We start from the raw sequence: 17549 nt of genomic DNA on the forward strand, positions 1-17549 counted from the left end.
GCTGCCTCGGAGGTATCGCAGTGACCGAGCAGTTCGTGCTGGACCTTCAAGACGTTGACGAGACGCAGGTCGCGGTTGTCGGCGGCAAGGGCGCGCACTTGGGCGGGCTGTCGCGGATCGAAGGCATCCGCGTGCCGCGCGGGTTCTGCGTGACGACCCACGCGTTCCGCCGGATCATGGCGGAGGCGCCGTCGATCGACGATCGGCTCGATCAGCTGTCGCGCCTGAACCCGGACGACCGGGAGACGATCCGCACGCTGAGCGCGGAGATCCGCCGGACCGTCGAGGAGATTGCCATCCCGGCCGATCTCGCGGCGGCGATCACCCGTGCACTCGGCCGGCTCGGCGAGCAGGCAGCCTACGCCGTCCGATCCAGCGCGACGGCGGAAGACCTGCCGACGGCCTCGTTCGCCGGCCAGCAGGACACGTATCTGAACGTCATGGGGCCGACGGCGATCCTGCAGCACGTCAGCCGGTGCTGGGCCTCCCTCTTCACCGAGCGGGCCGTGACCTACCGTCAGCGGAACGGCATCGACCACCGGACGGTCCACATGGCCGTAGTCGTGCAGCGGATGGTCTTCCCGCATGCCGCGGGCATCCTGTTCACGGCCGACCCGGTCACGGGCAACCGGAAGGTCGCCACCGTGGACGCCGGCTTCGGCCTCGGCGAGGCCCTGGTCTCCGGCCTGGTGAACCCGGACGTCTTCAAGGTGCGGGACGGCGAAGTCGTCACCAGGTCGATCGCCGCAAAACAGCGTGCCGTTCACGCCCTGCCGGCCGGCGGTACGCAGGAAGTCGCGGTCGACTCCCAACGGCAGCAGCAGCCGGCGCTGACGGATGCGCAGGTCGTACAACTCGTGCGGCTCGGGCGGCGGATCGAGGCGCACTTCGGCCGCCCGCAGGACATCGAATGGTGCCTGGTCGACGAGGGATTCCAGATCGTCCAGAGCCGGCCGATCACCACGCTGTTCCCCGTCCCCGAGAGCGGCGACGAGGAGAATCACGTCTACCTCTCCGTCGGCCATCAGCAGATGATGACCGACCCCATGAAACCCCTGGGCATCTCCGTGTGGCAGCTGACGGCCATGGCGCCGATGCACGAAGCCGGCGGGAGGCTCTTCGTCGACGCCACCCGCCGCCTGGCCTCGCCCGCGAGCCGCGCCGGCTTCCTGGAGCTTGTGGGCAGAGGCGATCCGCTGATCAGGGACGCCCTGGAAACCGTCCTGGAACGCGGTGATTTCGTCCCGTCGCTCCCGGATGCGGGTCCCGTCGGGCCGCCGACCGGCGGCGCGTCCGTTCCGGCCGAGGCCGATCCGGCCATCGTCGGCGAGCTGATCGAGCGCAGCCGGGCGTCCGTCGCCGCCCTGGAGCGCGACATCCGGACCAGGACCGGACCGGCGCTGTTCGACTTCCTGCTGGAGGCCTTCGAGGAGCACAAACGAGTCCTCAGGGATCCGCTGAACATGCAGGCGATCATGGCGGGGATGGAGGCCACGTGGTGGCTCAACGACAGGCTGGAGGAATGGCTGGGCGAGAAGAACGCAGCCGACACGCTCACGCTGTCCGCCCCCGACAACGTCACCTCGGAGATGGGACTGGAGCTGCTCGACGTCGCCGATGTGATCCGCCCGTATCCGGAGGTGGTGGCGTTCCTGCAGGGCGTCGAGGACGAGGGCTTCCTGGACGATCTGGGGAAACTCACGGGCGGGGCCGAAGCGCGCGATGCCATCGAGGCCTACCTCGACCGGTACGGCATGCGCTGTGTCGGCGAGATCGACATCACGAGGCCGCGTTGGCGCGAGCGCCCCAGCACGCTCGTGCCCGTGATCCTCGACAACGTCCGGAACTTCGAACCGGGTGCCGCCGAGCGGCGGTTCGAGCAGGGGCGGCACAAGGCGCAGCAGAAGGAACAGGACGTGCTGTCCCGCTTGCGGGCCCTGCCGGACGGGGACCGGAAAGCCGACGAGACCAAGCGGATGATCGACCAGGTCCGAGCCTTCATCGGGTACCGGGAGTACCCGAAGTACGGCATCATCAGCCGCTACTTCGTCTACAAGCAGGCCCTGCTGGCGGAGGCCGAGCGGCTCGTGCAGGCAGGTGTGCTCCCTGAGAAGGAGGACATCTTCTACCTCACGTTCCAGGAACTCCACGAGGTCGTGCGCTCGCACCAGGTGGATGACCGGCTCATCCAGCAGCGCAGGGACGCCTTCCGGTCGTATCAAGCGCTCACACCGCCCCGCGTGCTCACCTCGGACGGTGAGGCCGTCACCGGGGCGTACCGGCGCGACGATGTGCCGGCCGGCGCCCTGATCGGCCTGCCGGTTTCCGCCGGGACCGTCGAGGGAAGGGCCCGCGTCATCCTTGACATGGCGCAGGCCGAGCTCGAAGCGGGCGACATCCTGGTCACACCCTTCACGGACCCCAGCTGGTCACCGCTGTTCGTCGGAATCGCGGGCCTGGTGACGGAGGTGGGCGGCCTGATGACCCATGGCGCAGTGATCGCCCGCGAGTACGGCTTGCCGGCCGTCGTCGGCGTGGAGCAGGCCACCCGGCTGATCCGGGACGGGCAGCGGATCCGCGTGCACGGAACCGACGGGTACATCGAGATCCTGCCTTGATGCCCCCTCAGCCGGTGTGCAGGACCCGAAAGCGATCAGGCTGCCCCGGATCCCGATCAACGACCTGGATGGGGGGCTCAGCCCATTGCCACACGCTGATGCCCGGCGTGCGGGAGAACCGGATCAGCCCGCGGGTGCCCTCGACTGCGACGCGCGCCCAGCATTCGGCGGTGCGCGCCCGGTCCGCGCCGTGCGAGCGCAGCACGTCGGAGAGGACGGCGATCGTGTCGTAGCCCTCGAAGGCGACGAAGGAGGGCGCCTCGGCCAGTCGTTCACGGAGGGCCGTCGCGACCCGTGCGCCGAGGGGGCTGAGGCGGTCGGGCAGGTAGCGCAGGAACGGGATCGCGGTGCCGTCGTCGCCCAGCAGCGTCGCCCATTCCGCGAACTCGGGTTGCCCGGCCGGAGCACCCATCATGATCTCGGCGAGGCGCCGGTCGCGGCGGACGGCCTTGACGACGGGCACGGCCGGCTCCGGGTGGCCGACAAGAAGAAGGAGGGCAGTCACACGATGGTCGACGAGTTCGTCGCACACGGCCGCCGGGGTGAGCGCGCTCATGTCCAGCTCGATGACGGTGCCGCCGCGGGCAGCGAGATACTCGCGCAGAATGCGGGTCCCGGTTGCCCAGTAGACACTCGGCTGGGTTGCCACGGCGACACGACTGTGGCCCGCGCCGAGAAGGAAGTCCGCGTAGGTCCGCCAGCCGCGCGACTGCTGTGGGGAGAGGCGCGCGACCCATTGCGTCGGCTGTTCGGTGAGCGCGTCGAGAACCGCTGACGAGCAGAGGTACGGCAGGCCGAGGGCGTCGGCCCTGGCGGCAGCGGCGCGAGCGACGACGCTGTGATACTCACCCGCCAGGGCGGCCACGCCCAGGCCGGCCAGTTCGTCCACGGCCGCCGCGGCCCTGTGCGGATCAGCCGCAGTGTCCCGGACCACCAGCTCGAGTGGCCTTCCGCCGATCCCACCGGCGTCATTCACGTCGCGGACGGCCAACTCGAGCCCGGCGAGCAAGTGTCGACCTGCCTCGACCCAGCCGGGCCTGGTCAGCGGAACGAGAGCGCCGATCCGGACGGAGGATCCTTCGGTCCGCGCCGATCCGGGTGGCGAGAGTGGCGTATTCATGCGGCGGCCTCTCCCGAGCGGCGATGCGGCTGCAGGCGGCCCGGATCGCAGAGTGGCAAAGCCCGGTAATACGCGTTCGTATCGTCTCGCCGCGGCGGGCGCACCTGGGTGATCATGCCGCACATTGCATCCACCACCCTCACGGACAGACAACCGATTATCGTCACCTGCACCCTCGTTGACGGGCCGCGTGGATCACGGGGCGGATTGGTCCTGGACCCCCTGCGGCAGTGCCCCGTCGCCGACGCGGTCGTCCGCACCACATCGTGCCGGCGGCTGTCGTCCGCGAGACCCACCGCCGCTCTGCCGCGCCCACCGAATACCGCGAGTACCCGGGCCGAGACCACGGCACCGCCTTCCACGACGGCTGGGAAGCCGTCGCGGACGACGCCCTCGACCTGGCCCTGCGGGCGCGGCAAACCGCACACTCCTCCTAGAACTTCGGCTCGCCCGCCGCGGCATCAACCGCCGATCCGCCTGGGCGCCCAACGGTGGGCCGTGGACCGCGAGTTCGCCGAGCTGCACTGGCCCCGCCTGTGGATCCGCTGGGAGGTCGGTAACGACATCCACGAAGCATCGCTGCGGCGACTGCACGTTCTGCAGAGGGAGGCCGGCTAGCCTTCCCGCGCCCACGGCCGCAGCTTCTCCGGATTGCGGATCGCCCAGATCCGGGTGACGCGCCCGTCGGAGACGTCGAACGAGGCCACGGTCATGACGACGCCGGCACGCTGGGCCACCAGGCCCGGTGCACCGTTGACCGACCGCTCCAGGAGTTCGAGCCCCGGAGCCTTGTCGGCAATGGCGACCATGTACTGGGCGATGCGCGCGCCGCCCTCGACCGGGCGCAGAACGGTGCCGACCAGGCCGCCGCCGTCGGCGGTCATCACTGCGGCCGGGTCGAGGAGGCCGACGAGCGCTGCGATGTCCTTGGTCTCCCAGGCCTCTTTGACGTGCCTCACCACGTCGGCCCGGCCGCTCGCCGCCACTGGAGCGCGCCCGACGCTCACCCGCCGCCGGGCGGAGGCCGCCAGCTGCTTGCAGGCCGCGGGGGTCCGGCCGAGAACGTCGGCGATCTCGGCGAACGGGTATCGGAAGACGTCATGCAGGACGAACGCCACCCGCTCGGCGGGCGTCATCGTCTCCAGGACGACGAGGAAGGCCATGGTCACCGACTCGTCCAGGACGATCTGGTCGGCGGGGTCTGCGGGGCCGGTGGGGGCGGCACCGCCCACGTGGTTCCACTCGGTGCGGTCGGGCAGCGGCTCGGGCAGCCACGCGCCGACGTAGCGTTCACGGCGGGACCGCGCCGAGCCCAGCAGGTCCAGGCAGATGCGGCCGGTCACCGTCGTCAGCCAGGCGCCGGGGGACAGGATCTCCTCCTGCCGGCTTCGTGGCAGCCCGTACCAGCGTGCGTAGGCATCCTGGACGGCGTCCTCGGCCTCGGTCACCGAACCGAGCAACCGGTAAGCGACATTGATCAGTTGGCGTCGCTCGCCGGCTATCTCATCTGCGCTGCTCCCCGCACTCCCCATGCTTCCGGCCGCCCCCCGCCTTACCTTCCGCCGGCCCGCTTCGTCGGGCTGGTGAGACCTTATCGATCTACTGCCCGAGGGCGGAAAAGGGGACTGTGACATGGCCACTGAGGTGACGGCGACGGCGAACGCACACCGAGGCTCCTCGTTCCTGAAGATCGCGATCGCCCTGCAGACCCTGACCATCTTCCTTCAGGCGGTCTCCGCCGGACTGCTGCTGACCTCGTCCTACGGAGAAACGCTGCACAGTGCCGGAGCCCGTGTGATGTACGGGGCGTCGATGCTGTACGTGCTTGCGGCGGTGCTGGCGTGGAAGCCCGGCGGCGGCTCGCCCCGGCCCATCTGGCACGCGTCGGGTTTCCTCGTACTCGCCTCGGTCCAGGTCGTGCTCGGCATCGCGCACGTCCCGTCGGTCCATCTCCCCCTGGGGGTCTTGATGTTCGGTCTGAGTGTGCTGGCGCTGGGGCAGGCCTTGCGCCGACCGGTCACCACCTAGGAAACCGCCGTTCACGGCGGCGAGCACAACGGCGCCGCTACGCTGCCGTGTCATGCAGGAGACGCGCCTCGACACTGCTCGGATCAGGGCGGCCCGTCGGGTGATCGACCCCGTTTTTCTCGACACTCCGCTGTACCGCTGCGAGGCACTGGAGCCCGGCCTCGGCTGCACGGTGAGCATCAAACTCGAAACGGCGAACCCGGTGCGCAGCTTCAAGGCCCGCGGCACCGAGCTGGTCGCGGGCCTGCTCGCCGATCAGGGCTCGCGCGGTGTGGTGTGCGCCAGCGCGGGCAACCTCGGCCAGGCCCTTGCCTGGTCCGGCCGCGGCCGCGGGCTCGACGTCACCGTCGTGGCCTCCCGCTTCGCGACCCCGGCCAAGCTCGATCGCATCCGCGCCTTGGGCGCCACACTGGAACTGGTGGACGGCGACCACGAGTTGGCCCGCGAGCGGGCGGCAGCCATCGCGCGCCACGACGGCATCCGGCTGCTCGAAGACAGCCTGGATCTCGAGACCTGCGAGGGCGCGGCGACCATCGGCCTGGAACTGGTGGACGCGATGCCCTCGTTCGACGCCGTGCTGATTGCTCTCGGCGGCGGGGCACTGGCCACCGGTGTGGGACATGTGGTGAAGGCCCTCGCGCCCGCAGCCGAGGTGATCTGCGTCCAGCCGCTGGGCGCACCGGCGATGACCCGGTCGTGGCGCAGTGGGCGCGTCGTCACCACCGACTCGACCGACACCATTGCTGACGGCGTCGCCGGCCGGTTTCCCATCCCGGCCGTCCTGGACGACCTCCTGCTGGTCGCCGACGACGCCGTCCTGGTCCAGGAGGCGTCGATCATCGCCGGTATGCGGATGCTTTTCGATTACGCCGGCCTCGTCGTCGAACCGTCGGGCGCGCTCGGCATCGCGGCCGTCCTCGAGGACCGTGACCGCTTCGCCGGCCGCCACGTGGTCACCATCGTGTGCGGCAGCAACGTCGACGTGGACGCCTATCACCGCTGGATCGGTGCGGTTCCCGGCCACGGGAGTTGACGACTGCCCAAGCCGCTCGTCACTCTCGCCGCGCCCTGTGCCCCCGGAGTCGCACCCCCTGAGGGAGAAGCGGGCGCGTCTGCCGGGCCGTGCGGCCCGGCAGACTTGCCCTGTCACACCTCCGCGCCGCTAGCTGCGGCGTCCCGCAGGATCGTGTGCGACCGAGTTCCGGTCCTGTCCCGCGGCCCGGTCGGAACCGTTGGATCCGGTGTCCGCGTCCGCCGATGGCTCCGCACGGTCCCCGTGGCCCGGCCACCACGCCGCATGGCCGATCAGCGCGGTGAGGCTCGGGGTGAAGAACATCGCCATCACGAAGGCCGCGACCGCGATGCCGAAGGAGACCGCGAATCCCATCTCCGTGAGCAGCGCGTTGCCCGCCAGCATCATCGTGGCGAAGGTCGCCGCCAGGATGAAGCCCGCGGCGGCCACCGTCGGCCCGGCGTGCCGGAGCGCCATGCCGGCCGCCGCACGCGGGTCGCGGCCCTCCCGGGCCTCCTCGCGCAACCGGGCGATCATGAGGATGTTGTAGTCCGTGCCGATGGCGACCACGAAGAGATACATGATCACCGGGAGCATGAACATCAGCCCGGAGTGTCCCTGACCCTCCTGGAAGATCCACACCGTGGCGCCGAGGGTCGCGCCGAAGCCCAGACCCACGGAGGCCATCAGATACCAGGGGGCGACCACGCTGCGCAGCAGCAGCCCCAGGATGACCATGATCAGGACGGCGGCGACGGGGAAGACCGTCCGGTAGTCGTGGTTGACCGCGGTGTTGATGTCCTTGTAGATCGAGGACATGCCGCCGACGAGGGCTTCGGTGCCCTCGGGAGCGTCGGCGTGCGCGATGTCGCGCACCTTGCCCACGGCGTCGATCGCCTTGTCCGTCGAGGCCTCGTACTTGAGCGTGACGGTGAAGTCGGCGGTCGTGCCGTCCTTGCTCACCTGGGACATCCGGGCGTTCGCCACACCGTCCACGGCCCCGAGCTTCGACGCGTACGCGGTGAATCCGGTCCTGTCGAGCGGCTTGCCGTCGGTGCTGGACAGATAGACGTCGGTGGGGGCGGCCGCGCCCGCCGAGTACGCCTTCTGCATCTCGTCCTGGACGACCATGGACTCCTTGGTCTTGGGCATCGAGCCCGAGGCCAGGTCGAAGGTGGCCTTGTAGCCGAACGTCCCGAGCGTCAGCGCGATCAGGACCAGGCCGGATGCCACCGCGGTGAGCGCCGGGCGGCGCTGCACGCCCCGGCCGAGGGCGGCGAACCGGGCGTTGTCCGGCTCGCGCTGCCATGACTTCGAGGGCCAGAAGACCTTCGGCCCGATGAGCGAGACCACGGCCGGGATCAGGGTCAGGCCCGCGACCAGGGTGGCGGCGACCGCGATGGCGAGCGCCGGACCCATCTGCTTGAGGAAGCCCAGCGTGGACAGCGCCAGCGCGAGGAAGGCGATGACGACGGCCCCGGCGGCCGAGGCGATGGCCTCGCCGACCCGGGCGACCGCGTTGACCATGGCCTGCTTGGGTTCGTCGCCGGCGCGCAGGCGTTCCCGGTAACGGAACATCAGGAACAGGAAGTAGTCCGTGCCCACGCCGAACAGGACGACGATCAGGATCGACGAGATCGAGCTGTTGGCCTGCAGGCCGAACAGCTTGGTGGCGTATGCGATCAGTCCGTTGGCGATCGCCGAGACCAGGCCGATCAGGACCAGGGGGAGTACGGCCAGGATCGGCGCCCGGAAGATGATCAGCAGGGTCACCAGAATGATCACGAAGGTGCCGATGCCGATCAGAGCCTGACCGCGTTTGGACGAATCCTGCTGGTCGAGGGCCTGCGCGGCGGAGCCGCCGAGCTTGACGTCAAGATGCGTGCCCTTGGCCAGCGCCTTGACGTCCTCGCGTAACACCTTGGCCGCGTCGGCCTGTTTGGGCTGGCCGGCGTTCTTGCTGTCCATCTGGACCAGGGTCAGGTCGTACCTGCCGTCCTTGGACGGCTGGCCGGGGACGACCTTCTGCACCTGGTCGATGTGCTTCTTGCCCAGTTCGGTGGTGATCCGGGCGACGTCCTGCTTGTCCTCGGCGGTCAGCCTGCCGCCGTCGGTGCGCTGGTACAGCGCGATCGCGGACGGGGTGAAGGCGCTGGGGAACGCCCTTTCCTGGAGATCCGCCGCTTTGATCGACTCGTAACTCTTCGGCAGAAAGCTGCTCTCGTCACTGTTCGAGGGCAGGCTCGGCGCGGTGGCGACGATCGCCACCGCCGCGATCAGCCATGCCACGATCGTCCAGACGGGATGTCGGACGACCGTGTTGCCAATACGTCGGAACATGCGGGAGGTCCTCCTGGGTAGGAAGATCACCACAGCCCGGGGAGCGGTCCCTGGCGCCGGCGACCCCGACCGGCACGCATCCAACGAGCCGGTCGAATGGTTGTCTTGGGCTCTCATGGTAGTGATCGCACCACATCGGCCCCTCAGGGGTCGGGGGTCGCAGGTCGGCCAAATCCCCCTCGTGCGCGGCCTGTTGCCCGTTCGCCCCCTCAACACCCCGGTCAGGCCGTGGAGATGCCCAGCTCACGGCTTTGTGCAGCGCGCTCACGCCGAAGCGTCGCCACCCTTCTGCACGGCTGCGACAAGTGAGTCGAGCTGCCCGCGGATTCGGGCAGCGGTGACATGGTCGAAGTAGTCGCGGGAGCTGATGATCTCGCCGTCGCGCACCCGAAGGACGAAGATGCCGGGCAGCGCGAAGGGCTCTCCGGTGTCTTCGACGGTTCCCTGGTACTCGAACTCGGCGACGATGATCTCGGGGTCGGTCGTCTCATGGATCGTGATGTTGGTCGCCCGACGGTGCAGCCGGGGGCCGGCACCGGTTGGCCTGAAGTGTTCGCGCAGTTCGTCGCGGGTGCGGAGTGCCGCAGCGCGGAGCGGGTCGAAAGGGTGCACGACATGGGTCTGTTCCGCATACAGGTCGGGCAGGTCCTTCCAGCGGCCCTCCGCAACACCGTTCACGAGCGCGAGGAAAACCTCTCGCGGGCTGAGGACTTCGGTCATCGGCACTCTCCTGTCGTCTGCGCCGGCATGCGGTCGCGTCGAAGTACTATCCGAAGTGCTGACTCCGATTATACGGAGTGGCGACTTCGGACAGCGGCAGATGAGTGAAGGCGCGATGAGCATCCCAGGCAACCGAGAGACCGGCGGCAGACGGCCGCAGCGCGCCGACGCGCGGAGCAACCGCGAGCGGATCCTGAATGTCGCCGAAGAGGTCTTCGGCAAGGGCGGTGAATCCGCGTCCACCGAGGAGGTGGCCCGCCTGGCCAACGTCGGGATCGCCACGGTGTTCCGTCACTTCCCCACCAAAGCGGCGCTCCTGGAATCCGTACTGGTGCAGCGGTTCGACCGCCTGCGCGCGCAGGCCGAAACGCTGTTGCACGCCACGGACCCGGGTACGGCGTTCTTCGACTTCTTCCGCCACCTCGTCGCCGACGCGACCGGCAAGATCGCCATCACCGAGGCGCTGCTCGAGGCCGGCGGTGACCACGGCAGCGACGCCGCTCAGGCATCGGACGGACTGCGCCGAGCGGTCGGTGCGCTGCTACAGCAGGCCCAGCGCGCCCGCGCCGTCCGGAACGACGTCGAACTGCCCGAGGTGTACGCCTTGCTCGTTGCCACCTCACGAGCCTCCGCACACGCCCACGTCGAGGAAGAGGTACGAGACCGGATGCTGGCCATCGTCTTCGACGGCCTCGCCCCGCGCCGCACCTCGCGGCGCAGGTGAACGCCGGGCCACGCTCCTGTCCCAGCCGTTCAGATCTCCACGGACGCCGGCGGGATCGTCGGGTACATCTCCGGTTCCTGGTCCGGAGCCAGCGCCGTGGGGCCGTAGATCCAGTCCATGAAGGAGTAGTCGTACGTGTCGCGCGAGCGCATCACGGCGTTGCGCTGCTCCCGCTCGGCCCCGACCTGATGCCACAGGTCGCCCCACGTGCGTGCGGTGAGGACCACCCGGCGGCAGTGCTCGGGGCGTACGGCCTCATAGGCGTCGAGTGCCGTCCCCCAGTCGACCCCGGATCCGCCCGCGAACCGCTTCGCGCGCTGTGCGCCGACGTGCCGGGCCAGCACCCAGCCGTCCTCGACGGCCATCACCGCGCCCTGCGCCATGTACTGCAGCGGGGGATGGGCCGCGTCGCCGAGCAGGGCGACGCGCCCGCTGACCCACGTCATGAGCGGCTCGCGGTCGAGCATCCGCCACCAGCGGTCCCGCCACATCAAGGGCAGCCCCTTCTGGACCTGCTCGCAGGTGCCCTCGAAGGCGCGGTCCAGCTCGTCCGGTGTGCCCCAGTCGTCCTCGCCGGCCAGGGCCTTCGGTGACCGGAACACCGCGACCTGATTGAACATCCGGCCGCCGCGCAGCGGGTACTGGACGAAGTGGCAGTGCGGTCCGACGTACAGGACGACGTCCTTCTCGTGCACCTCGTTGGCGCGCACCTGCGCGAAGGGGACCGTGCCGCGGTAGGAGACGTACGCCGAGTTGACGGGCTCGTCGTCGACGAGCAGGGTGCGGGCGACCGAGTGGAGGCCGTCCGCGGCGATGACGACCTCGGCCTCGTCGGTACGGCCGTCGGCGAAGGTGACGCGGGCGCCGCCCTCGACGTTCTCGTAGGACTCGCAGCGCGTACGGGTCACCAGCTCCACGCCCGCCCGTTCGCAGCCGCGCAGCAGGACACCGTGCAGGTCGCTGCGGTGGATGACCATGTACGGGAAGCCGTAGCGGCGTTGCATGTCCCTCAGGTCGACCCGGGTCAGCTCGGTGGCGTCGAGCGCGTCCTTCATGATCACGTGCTCGGGCAGGACCCCGAGTTGGACGGCCTCGTCCAGGAGCCCGTAATCGTCCAGGATCCGGGTGCAGTTGGGCGCGATCTGGAGGCCCGCGCCGACCTCGCCGAACTCGGCGGCCTGTTCGTAGAGGCGGACGCGCAGGCCCTGACGGGTGAGGGCGAGGGCGGCCGAGAGGCCGCCGATTCCGCCGCCGATGACCAGGACGTCGGGGCGGTGAAGGTGCGTGGTGTTCATGTCTTGCTCCGGCGTGGTCACAGCCACGGAGTCAGCGGTTGGGCGGGGGAGCCGTCCGGGGTCGTCACACCGGTGTACGGGCGGCCCGCCAGGTAGGCGGTCAGGTCGGCATCGCCGCCCCGGACCGTGGGGACGGCGTCGCGGCCGCGCTTGGCGACGATGTCGTGGCGCAGTTCGGCGCGGAACTCCTCGGGCAGGTCGGCGAATTGGATACCGGTGCCGAGGTCGACGGCATGCACCATGACCTCCCTGCTGCGCATCCACGGGACCTCACTCGCCGGCACCGTCCGCCCCTGGGCGGTCAGCACCTCCGCCCGCCACTGCTCCTCCGCCAACTCGGCCATGGCGTACGTCAGCAGCTGCGCCGACTCCTCGAACCAGGCGGTCAGCCACCTGGCAGGCAGGTCTGCCCCGGACTCGATGTCGGCCAGGCGCTGCTCGGGCGATGCGTACATCGGGGTGGGCTCACCCGTGCGGGCCCAGTGCATGAGGTTGCGCAGGGCACGGGCATTGGCGGCCACGTGGGCCACGACATGCTTGCGGGTCCAGCCGGGCAGGAGCGAGGGCGCGTTGTACGCAGCCTCGTCGAGGTCGGCGACGGCCTTGCTGCACAGTGCCGTGCCCTCGCTCACCCAGGCCAGGGCCGTGTGAAGGGTTCGCATCAGGCGCCCTCGGAGACGACGCGGTTCTCGAGGCGGCCCAGGCCCTCGATCTCGGTGACGACGGCGTCGCCCTCGCGCAGGAAGACCTGCGGTTTGCGGGCGTGGCCGACGCCGCCGGGGGTGCCGGTGGCGATGATGTCGCCGGGGTTGAGCCGGATCATCGTGGAGACGTAGCGGACCAGGTCGACCGGGTCGAAGAGCAGGTCGCCGGTGTTGTCCTGCTGCATGACCTGCCCGTTGACCTCGCAGCGGATGTCGAGCGCGGGGCGCGGGCCGCCGACCTCGTCGGTGGTGACCAGGAAGGGGCCGACCGGTGTGGTGGAGTCCCAGTTCTTGCCCTGCAGCCACTCGCGGGTGCGGAACTGCCAGTCGCGGCAGGTGACGTCGTTGAGGACGGTGAACCCGGCGATGGCCGCCTCGGCCTCGCTCTGGCTCGCGCGCCGGACCTGGCGGCCGACGACCACGGCGAGTTCGGCCTCCCAGTCGAACTGCTCGGTCTCCACCGGACGCCGCACGTCGTCGTGGGCGCCGACGAGAGTGTCGGCGAACTTGCAGAAAAGCGTGGGGTATTCGGGCAGGTCCCGGCCCATCTCCTTGATGTGATTACGGTAGTTGAGGCCGACGCAGACCACCTTGGTGGGACGGGGGACGAGTGGCGCGAACGCGGCGCCGTCGCCCGCGTACCGCTGACCGTCGGCCGCCCTCGCGGCCTCCAGACCACCGGCCGATGCCAGAACGGCACCGACGTCCGGCAGACCGAGATCGATGAGGGTGTCCCCCTCGACGCGAACCGCCGTGGTGCGGTCCCCGAGACGGATGGTGGCGAGCTTCACGCGTTCTCCTCGATGTGGGTGCGGAACAGGTTGAGCTTGGTGAACAGGGGGGCGTCGCTGAACTGGAACAGGTCGAGCGCGCCGGAATCCGAGTCGGACGGCGACGCCTCGGACCGGATCGACAGGGACTGCCACGACGGGACGACGAACAGGTCGCCGCGGGTGACCGACCAGGAGAAGTCACCCACGCCGACCCGGCCGGAGCCGTCGAACACCTGGTAGACCGACGAACCCGTCTCCCGCCGCGGCGCGGTCTCGGCACCGCTGACGATGCGGTGGAACTGCGCGCGGATGGTCGGCAGCACATCCCCTGCGGTGGTCGGGTTGGTGTAGCGCACCTGCGCGTGACCGGGCCCGACGGTGCCGGGGTGGCCCGCGCGCTCCAGCTCCAGCTGGTCGGTCAGTGCGGCGTCGGTGTCCGCCCAGCGGTAGCACAGCAGGGGAGTGCCCTCCTGGCGGCCGAGCTGCGAGACCGGCGCCAGCCCCGGGTGCCCCCACAGCCGCTGGGAGCGCGAGCGGTCGGGCGTCGCGTGCTCCTCCGCGGACAGCACGTCCCGGCCGAAGTCGAAGAACTGCGCCTCGATGCCGTACTGGAAGGGGATGTCCAGGCCGTCGATCCACGCCATGGGCCGGTCGGCCGAGTTGTGGTGGGCGTGCCAGTTCATGCCGGCCTGCGGCAGGAAGTCACCGCGTCGCATCGGCACCGGGTCGCGCTCCACCACCGTCCACACGCCCTCGCCCTCCACCACGAACCGGAAGGCGTTCTGGGTGTGCCGGTGCTCGGGCGCGTCCTCGCCCGGCATCAGGTACTGGATGGCCGCCCAGAGGGTCGGGGTGGCGTACGGCCGGCCGCCCAGGCTGGGGTTGGCCAGCGCGATCGCGCGCCGCTCGCCGCCGCGGCCCACCGGCACCAGGTCACCGGAGCGGCCCGCCAGGTCGAGCAGCGTCTGCCACTCCCACAGGTGCGGCTGCGCCTTCGACCGGGGGTGCGCAGGCATCAGGTCGCCGATCCGGGTCCACAGCGGCACCAGGAGGGCCTTCTCGAAGCCCCGGTAGAGCTCCTCCAGCTCGGGAGTGACCGGCGGCTGGTCCGGCCGGTCCTCGGCGGTGAGCGAGACGGGGGAGACGACGTCGTCTTGGTCGGTCATGCCCTCACCGTGCGCCGCGGCACTCCCATCGGAACAGTAGATTCTGTCCTGCGGAACAAACATGGAGAGGCGACGGTCATGGCCAAGTCGATGAAGAACCCGCCGGCGTACGGCGTGACCAGCGTGGACCATGCGCTGCAACTGGCGGTGATTCTGCAGGTCGAGGGGCCCATCACGGTCTCCGAGGCGGCCCGGCGGCTCGACATCGCCCGCTCCAGCGCCCACCGTCTGCTGTCGACGCTGGTCTACCGCGACTTCGCGGTGCAGAACGAGGACCGCAGCTACCGCGCCGGACCCGTCCTGGAGATCGCCGCCAAGGCCCAGTCGAATGTGGGCGCCCTCCGCTCCGCCGCCCTGGGCCCGCTGCGGGCCCTGGTCGACACCCTCGACGAGACCGCCAACGTCAGCATCCGCACCGGCCGCACCGTCCGCTTCATCGCCTCCGTCGAATGCACGCAGGCCCTGCGGGTCGGCAAGCGCGAGGGCATGGTCTTCCCCGCCCACCAGGTCACCGGCGGCCTGATCATGCTCGCCGCGCTCGCCGACGACGAACTGACCGCGCTGTACGCCCACGCCCCCACCGACGGGTCCGAGGAGCTCCCCGACCTGGCAGAACTGCGCGCCGAACTCAGAGCCGTCCGCAGCAGCGGCGTCGCCGTCAACCTCGAACGTTCCGAACGAGGGCTCGTCGCCCTCGGGCGCGGAGTGACCGACACGACCGGTGCCACGATCGCGGCCGTGTCCGTGTCCATGCCGAGCGTGCGGTACTCGGCGGACCGGGTGAAGGACATCGTGTCGGCTCTGACCGTGGCGGCGGAAAGGATCTCCGCCGGGATGGACCAGGAAGGGCCGTAGCACCAGCCTTCCCCGGGCGGGATCGCTTCCGTGCACCCCGACGGCGGCCGCGCGCTCACCGCACGGCCACACCGAACCACCGGGGCAGCCGGCTGACGACATCCCGCTGATCCTCACCGACCCACGCCACATGACCGTCCGGCCGCAGCAGGACCTCCGGGTACCTCCAGCTCGTCACTGACGTCGACGACATGATCGACCCGGTCCCCCCACCGCCACCGAGCCGGCCCGTCCGCTCGAGATCACCTCGATGCTCCGCACGTGCGGGCCGAGCGCGCGGACATACGGGGTTGGCTTCGCCTCCCGGTCCGGCACGACCACGTGTATGCCGTGGGCGAGCCGGTCCGCACGCGACGGCGTTGACGCCGGGGGCGGTGGGGTCGGCCTCACCGCCGGATTCGGCAAGTGGGCGCAGAGCAGCCACGTACTGACGTACAACGGCAACCACGTACCCATGCACTACGGAAGGGCCCGAGCCCATGACAGGAACACGCCCCGTCCGCTGGGGTGTCCTCGCCACCGGCGGCATCGCCCACACCTTCGCCGAGGATCTGCGTCTGATCCCCGACGACGCCGAACTCGTCGCCGTCGGCTCCCGCAGCGCCGATGCCGCCCACAGATTCGCCGACCGGCACGGCATGGCCCGGGCCCACGGCAGCTGGCAGGACCTGGCCGTGGATCCCGAAGTGGACGTCGTGTACATCGCCACCCCGCACTCGGCCCACCGGGCGGCGGCCGCGCTCTGTCTGGAGGCCGGGAAGGCGGTGCTGTGCGAGAAGCCGCTCACCCTCAACTTCGCCCAGGCGCAGGACCTGGTGACGATCGCCCGTAAGCGGAACGTCTTCCTGATGGAGGCGATGTGGACCTACGTCAACCCCGCCGTGCTGCGGATGCGGGAGCTGATCGCCGACGGTGCGATCGGTGAAGTCCGCTCCGTCCACGCCGACTTCAGCATCGCCCTGCCCTACGACGCCGCGCACCGCCTGCACGACCCGGCCCAGGGCGGCGGCGCCGTGCTCGACCTCGGCGTCTACCCCGTCTCCTTCGCCCACCTCCTGCTGGGCGCCCCCGACGCCGTCTCGGCCTGGGCGCACCTGAACCCGCAAGGAGTCGACGACAACACCGGCATCCTCCTCGGCTACGACAGCGGAGCCGTCGCGGTGCTCTCCTGCTCCCTGGGCACCCAGACGGCACAGCACGCCTCGGTCAACGGCACCCTCGGCCGCATCGAGTTCGCCCGCGACTTCTTCCACGCAGGCGGCTTCGTCCTGCACCGCCAGGGCCACAAGGCCGAGGAGGTCCGCCTGCCGGAATCCCCGGGCAACGGCTACACCCACGAGGCTCTGGAGGTGGCCCGCTGCCTGCGCGCCGGCCTCACCGAGTCGCCGTACGTCCCGCTGGACGGCACGCTCGCGGTCATGGCGACCCTGGACGCCGTACGCGCGAGCATCGGAGTCCGCTACCCGGGCGAGTAAGTCACCTCACCAGGCGGTACTTCAGGTGGGTGGCGAGGGGCGTGTCGACCACGCGGACCGGCTCGACGTTGCACCGCAGGGCACCGAGCCCCTCGAAGAGCCGCAGCCCGGCTCCGAGGAGCGCGGGCACGACGTGCAGCTGCAGCTCGTCGATGAGCCCCTCTCCCAGGTACTGCTGCACCGTGCTCGCCCCGCCCGCGATGTCGACGTTCCTGCCGCCGGCGGCGGCCTTCGCCCGGTCGAGGGCGCTGTGGATGCCGTCGGTGACGAAGGTGAAGGTGGTGCCGCCCTCCTTCACCAGGGTCGGCCGGGGGCGGTGGGTGAGCACGAAGACCGGGGTCCGGAACGGCGGGTTGTCACCCCAGAACTCCTCACCCGTGTCGTACATCATTCGGCCCATGACCACCGCTCCGGTGGCGTCGAACCACTCGCGCATCAGCTCGGAGTCGAGGTTCTCCTCCCCGCCGGTCATGCCCTGGCGCTGCCGCCAGCTCGCCAGGTTGTGGATCCACTCGAAAAGCGGCTCGGCGCCGTCGCCTCCCGGGTTGTCGACGGCGACGTCGGTGCCTGCGATGAAGCCGTCGAGAGAGATGGCCATGTCTGCGGTTACGGTCATGAGGAGGTGCTCCTGGAGTACTGGGAGGTGTTGCCGTCACCCTCACGTCGATCGAGGAGCGGCGCATTCGACATTTCCCGCGCGCAACGGTCCGCCCGGCGTG

The 17549-nt window shown here is 70.2% G+C and carries 16 protein-coding genes and 1 pseudogene; 7 read left to right on the forward strand and 10 right to left on the reverse strand.

The genetic code is table 11. The features are described from left to right. Positions 1–20 precede the first annotated feature (20 nt). Entirely contained in the window at positions 21–2618 is a 2598-nt protein-coding gene (gene rph, locus EDD92_RS42720) for a rifamycin-inactivating phosphotransferase (protein WP_123969236.1), read from the forward strand. Between the two features lie 7 nt (positions 2619–2625). Here the strand turns inward: rph and EDD92_RS42725 are convergent, their stop codons facing one another. Next, a complete protein-coding gene (locus tag EDD92_RS42725; protein WP_123969237.1) occupies positions 2626–3738 on the reverse strand; it encodes an ABC transporter substrate-binding protein in 1113 nt (370 codons plus the stop codon). 266 nt (positions 3739–4004) lie between these two features. Here EDD92_RS42725 and EDD92_RS50215 point away from each other — a divergent pair, with 266 nt between their 5' ends. Next, positions 4005–4175, forward strand: a complete 171-nt coding sequence (locus EDD92_RS50215; RefSeq protein ID WP_185124314.1) for a hypothetical protein — start codon at positions 4005–4007, stop codon at positions 4173–4175. A 177-nt stretch (positions 4176–4352) separates the two neighbouring features. Here the strand turns inward: EDD92_RS50215 and sigJ are convergent, their stop codons facing one another. Then, a complete protein-coding gene (sigJ, locus tag EDD92_RS42730) occupies positions 4353–5270 on the reverse strand; it encodes an RNA polymerase sigma factor SigJ (protein WP_123969238.1) in 918 nt (305 codons plus the stop codon). A 100-nt stretch (positions 5271–5370) separates the two neighbouring features. Here sigJ and EDD92_RS42735 point away from each other — a divergent pair, with 100 nt between their 5' ends. Next, positions 5371–5766, forward strand: coding sequence for a hypothetical protein (locus EDD92_RS42735; protein WP_123969239.1), 396 nt, complete (start codon positions 5371–5373; stop codon positions 5764–5766). 52 nt (positions 5767–5818) lie between these two features. Further along, on the forward strand, positions 5819–6799 hold the full coding sequence (locus EDD92_RS42740; protein WP_123969240.1) for a threonine/serine dehydratase: 981 nt from the start codon (positions 5819–5821) through the stop codon (positions 6797–6799). A 129-nt stretch (positions 6800–6928) separates the two neighbouring features. Here the strand turns inward: EDD92_RS42740 and EDD92_RS42745 are convergent, their stop codons facing one another. Both EDD92_RS42745 and EDD92_RS42750 read right to left on the reverse strand, forming a co-directional pair. Continuing rightward, the gene (locus EDD92_RS42745; protein ID WP_123969241.1) at positions 6929–9118 is read right to left on the reverse strand and encodes an MMPL family transporter; all 2190 of its coding nucleotides are present in this window, start codon (positions 9116–9118) and stop codon (positions 6929–6931) included. A gap of 264 nt (positions 9119–9382) precedes the next feature. Next, complete coding sequence (locus EDD92_RS42750) at positions 9383–9838, reverse strand: nuclear transport factor 2 family protein (protein WP_123969242.1); 456 nt, start codon at positions 9836–9838, stop codon at positions 9383–9385. Positions 9839–9953: 115 nt separating this feature from the next. On the opposite strand from EDD92_RS42750, the gene EDD92_RS42755 reads away from it, so the two are divergent. Next, on the forward strand, positions 9954–10562 hold the full coding sequence (locus EDD92_RS42755; protein ID WP_123969243.1) for a TetR/AcrR family transcriptional regulator: 609 nt from the start codon (positions 9954–9956) through the stop codon (positions 10560–10562). 29 nt (positions 10563–10591) lie between these two features. On the opposite strand, the gene EDD92_RS42760 is transcribed toward EDD92_RS42755, so the two are convergent. The 4 genes from EDD92_RS42760 to EDD92_RS42775 are packed head-to-tail and all read right to left on the reverse strand — an operon-like array spanning position 10592 to position 14500. Continuing rightward, the gene (locus EDD92_RS42760) at positions 10592–11857 is read right to left on the reverse strand and encodes an FAD-dependent oxidoreductase (protein ID WP_123969244.1); all 1266 of its coding nucleotides are present in this window, start codon (positions 11855–11857) and stop codon (positions 10592–10594) included. 17 nt (positions 11858–11874) lie between these two features. After that, positions 11875–12519 (reverse strand): maleylpyruvate isomerase family mycothiol-dependent enzyme, encoded by a 645-nt coding sequence (locus EDD92_RS42765; protein WP_185124315.1) that lies wholly within the window; start codon positions 12517–12519, stop codon positions 11875–11877. Continuing rightward, a complete protein-coding gene (locus EDD92_RS42770; RefSeq protein WP_123969245.1) occupies positions 12519–13352 on the reverse strand; it encodes a fumarylacetoacetate hydrolase family protein in 834 nt (277 codons plus the stop codon). Before EDD92_RS42770 ends, EDD92_RS42765 begins: the two co-directional genes overlap by 1 nt. After that, positions 13349–14500 (reverse strand): cupin domain-containing protein, encoded by a 1152-nt coding sequence (locus tag EDD92_RS42775; protein WP_123969246.1) that lies wholly within the window; start codon positions 14498–14500, stop codon positions 13349–13351. Before EDD92_RS42775 ends, EDD92_RS42770 begins: the two co-directional genes overlap by 4 nt. A 78-nt stretch (positions 14501–14578) precedes the next feature. Between EDD92_RS42775 and EDD92_RS42780 the strand changes: the two genes are divergently transcribed. Further along, entirely contained in the window at positions 14579–15355 is a 777-nt protein-coding gene (locus EDD92_RS42780) for an IclR family transcriptional regulator (RefSeq protein WP_123969247.1), read from the forward strand. A 55-nt stretch (positions 15356–15410) separates the two neighbouring features. On the opposite strand, the pseudogene EDD92_RS51700 reads toward EDD92_RS42780, so the two are convergent. After that, positions 15411–15567 (reverse strand): annotated as a pseudogene (locus EDD92_RS51700) (FAD-dependent oxidoreductase); the annotation flags it as partial. Positions 15568–15834: 267 nt separating this feature from the next. Between EDD92_RS51700 and EDD92_RS42790 the strand changes: the two are divergent. After that, positions 15835–16830: a Gfo/Idh/MocA family protein gene (locus EDD92_RS42790; RefSeq protein ID WP_123969248.1), complete on the forward strand. Its 996-nt coding sequence runs from the start codon at positions 15835–15837 to the stop codon at positions 16828–16830. A 1-nt stretch (position 16831) separates the two neighbouring features. Here the strand turns inward: EDD92_RS42790 and EDD92_RS42795 are convergent, their stop codons facing one another. Further along, positions 16832–17446, reverse strand: a complete 615-nt coding sequence (locus EDD92_RS42795; RefSeq protein ID WP_123969249.1) for a dihydrofolate reductase family protein — start codon at positions 17444–17446, stop codon at positions 16832–16834. Positions 17447–17549: the final 103 nt, after the last annotated feature.

The organism is Streptomyces sp. TLI_185 (genome assembly GCF_003814765.1).
Taxonomy (GTDB): Bacteria; Actinomycetota; Actinomycetes; order Streptomycetales; family Streptomycetaceae; genus Streptomyces.

Coding starts and splice junctions, on each gene's coding strand:
- EDD92_RS42760 (WP_123969244.1), bottom strand. CDS start 11,857: ATGAACACCACGCACCTTCACCGCCCCGACGTCCTGGTCATCGGCGGC.
- sigJ (WP_123969238.1), bottom strand. CDS start 5,270: ATGGGGAGTGCGGGGAGCAGCGCAGATGAGATAGCCGGCGAGCGACGC.
- EDD92_RS42775 (WP_123969246.1), bottom strand. CDS start 14,500: ATGACCGACCAAGACGACGTCGTCTCCCCCGTCTCGCTCACCGCCGAG.
- EDD92_RS42745 (WP_123969241.1), bottom strand. CDS start 9,118: ATGTTCCGACGTATTGGCAACACGGTCGTCCGACATCCCGTCTGGACG.
- EDD92_RS42735 (WP_123969239.1), top strand. CDS start 5,371: ATGGCCACTGAGGTGACGGCGACGGCGAACGCACACCGAGGCTCCTCG.
- EDD92_RS42795 (WP_123969249.1), bottom strand. CDS start 17,446: ATGACCGTAACCGCAGACATGGCCATCTCTCTCGACGGCTTCATCGCA.
- EDD92_RS42765 (WP_185124315.1), bottom strand. CDS start 12,519: ATGCGAACCCTTCACACGGCCCTGGCCTGGGTGAGCGAGGGCACGGCA.
- EDD92_RS42790 (WP_123969248.1), top strand. CDS start 15,835: ATGACAGGAACACGCCCCGTCCGCTGGGGTGTCCTCGCCACCGGCGGC.
- EDD92_RS42755 (WP_123969243.1), top strand. CDS start 9,954: ATGAGCATCCCAGGCAACCGAGAGACCGGCGGCAGACGGCCGCAGCGC.
- EDD92_RS42740 (WP_123969240.1), top strand. CDS start 5,819: ATGCAGGAGACGCGCCTCGACACTGCTCGGATCAGGGCGGCCCGTCGG.
- EDD92_RS42750 (WP_123969242.1), bottom strand. CDS start 9,838: ATGACCGAAGTCCTCAGCCCGCGAGAGGTTTTCCTCGCGCTCGTGAAC.
- EDD92_RS42780 (WP_123969247.1), top strand. CDS start 14,579: ATGGCCAAGTCGATGAAGAACCCGCCGGCGTACGGCGTGACCAGCGTG.
- EDD92_RS42725 (WP_123969237.1), bottom strand. CDS start 3,738: ATGAATACGCCACTCTCGCCACCCGGATCGGCGCGGACCGAAGGATCC.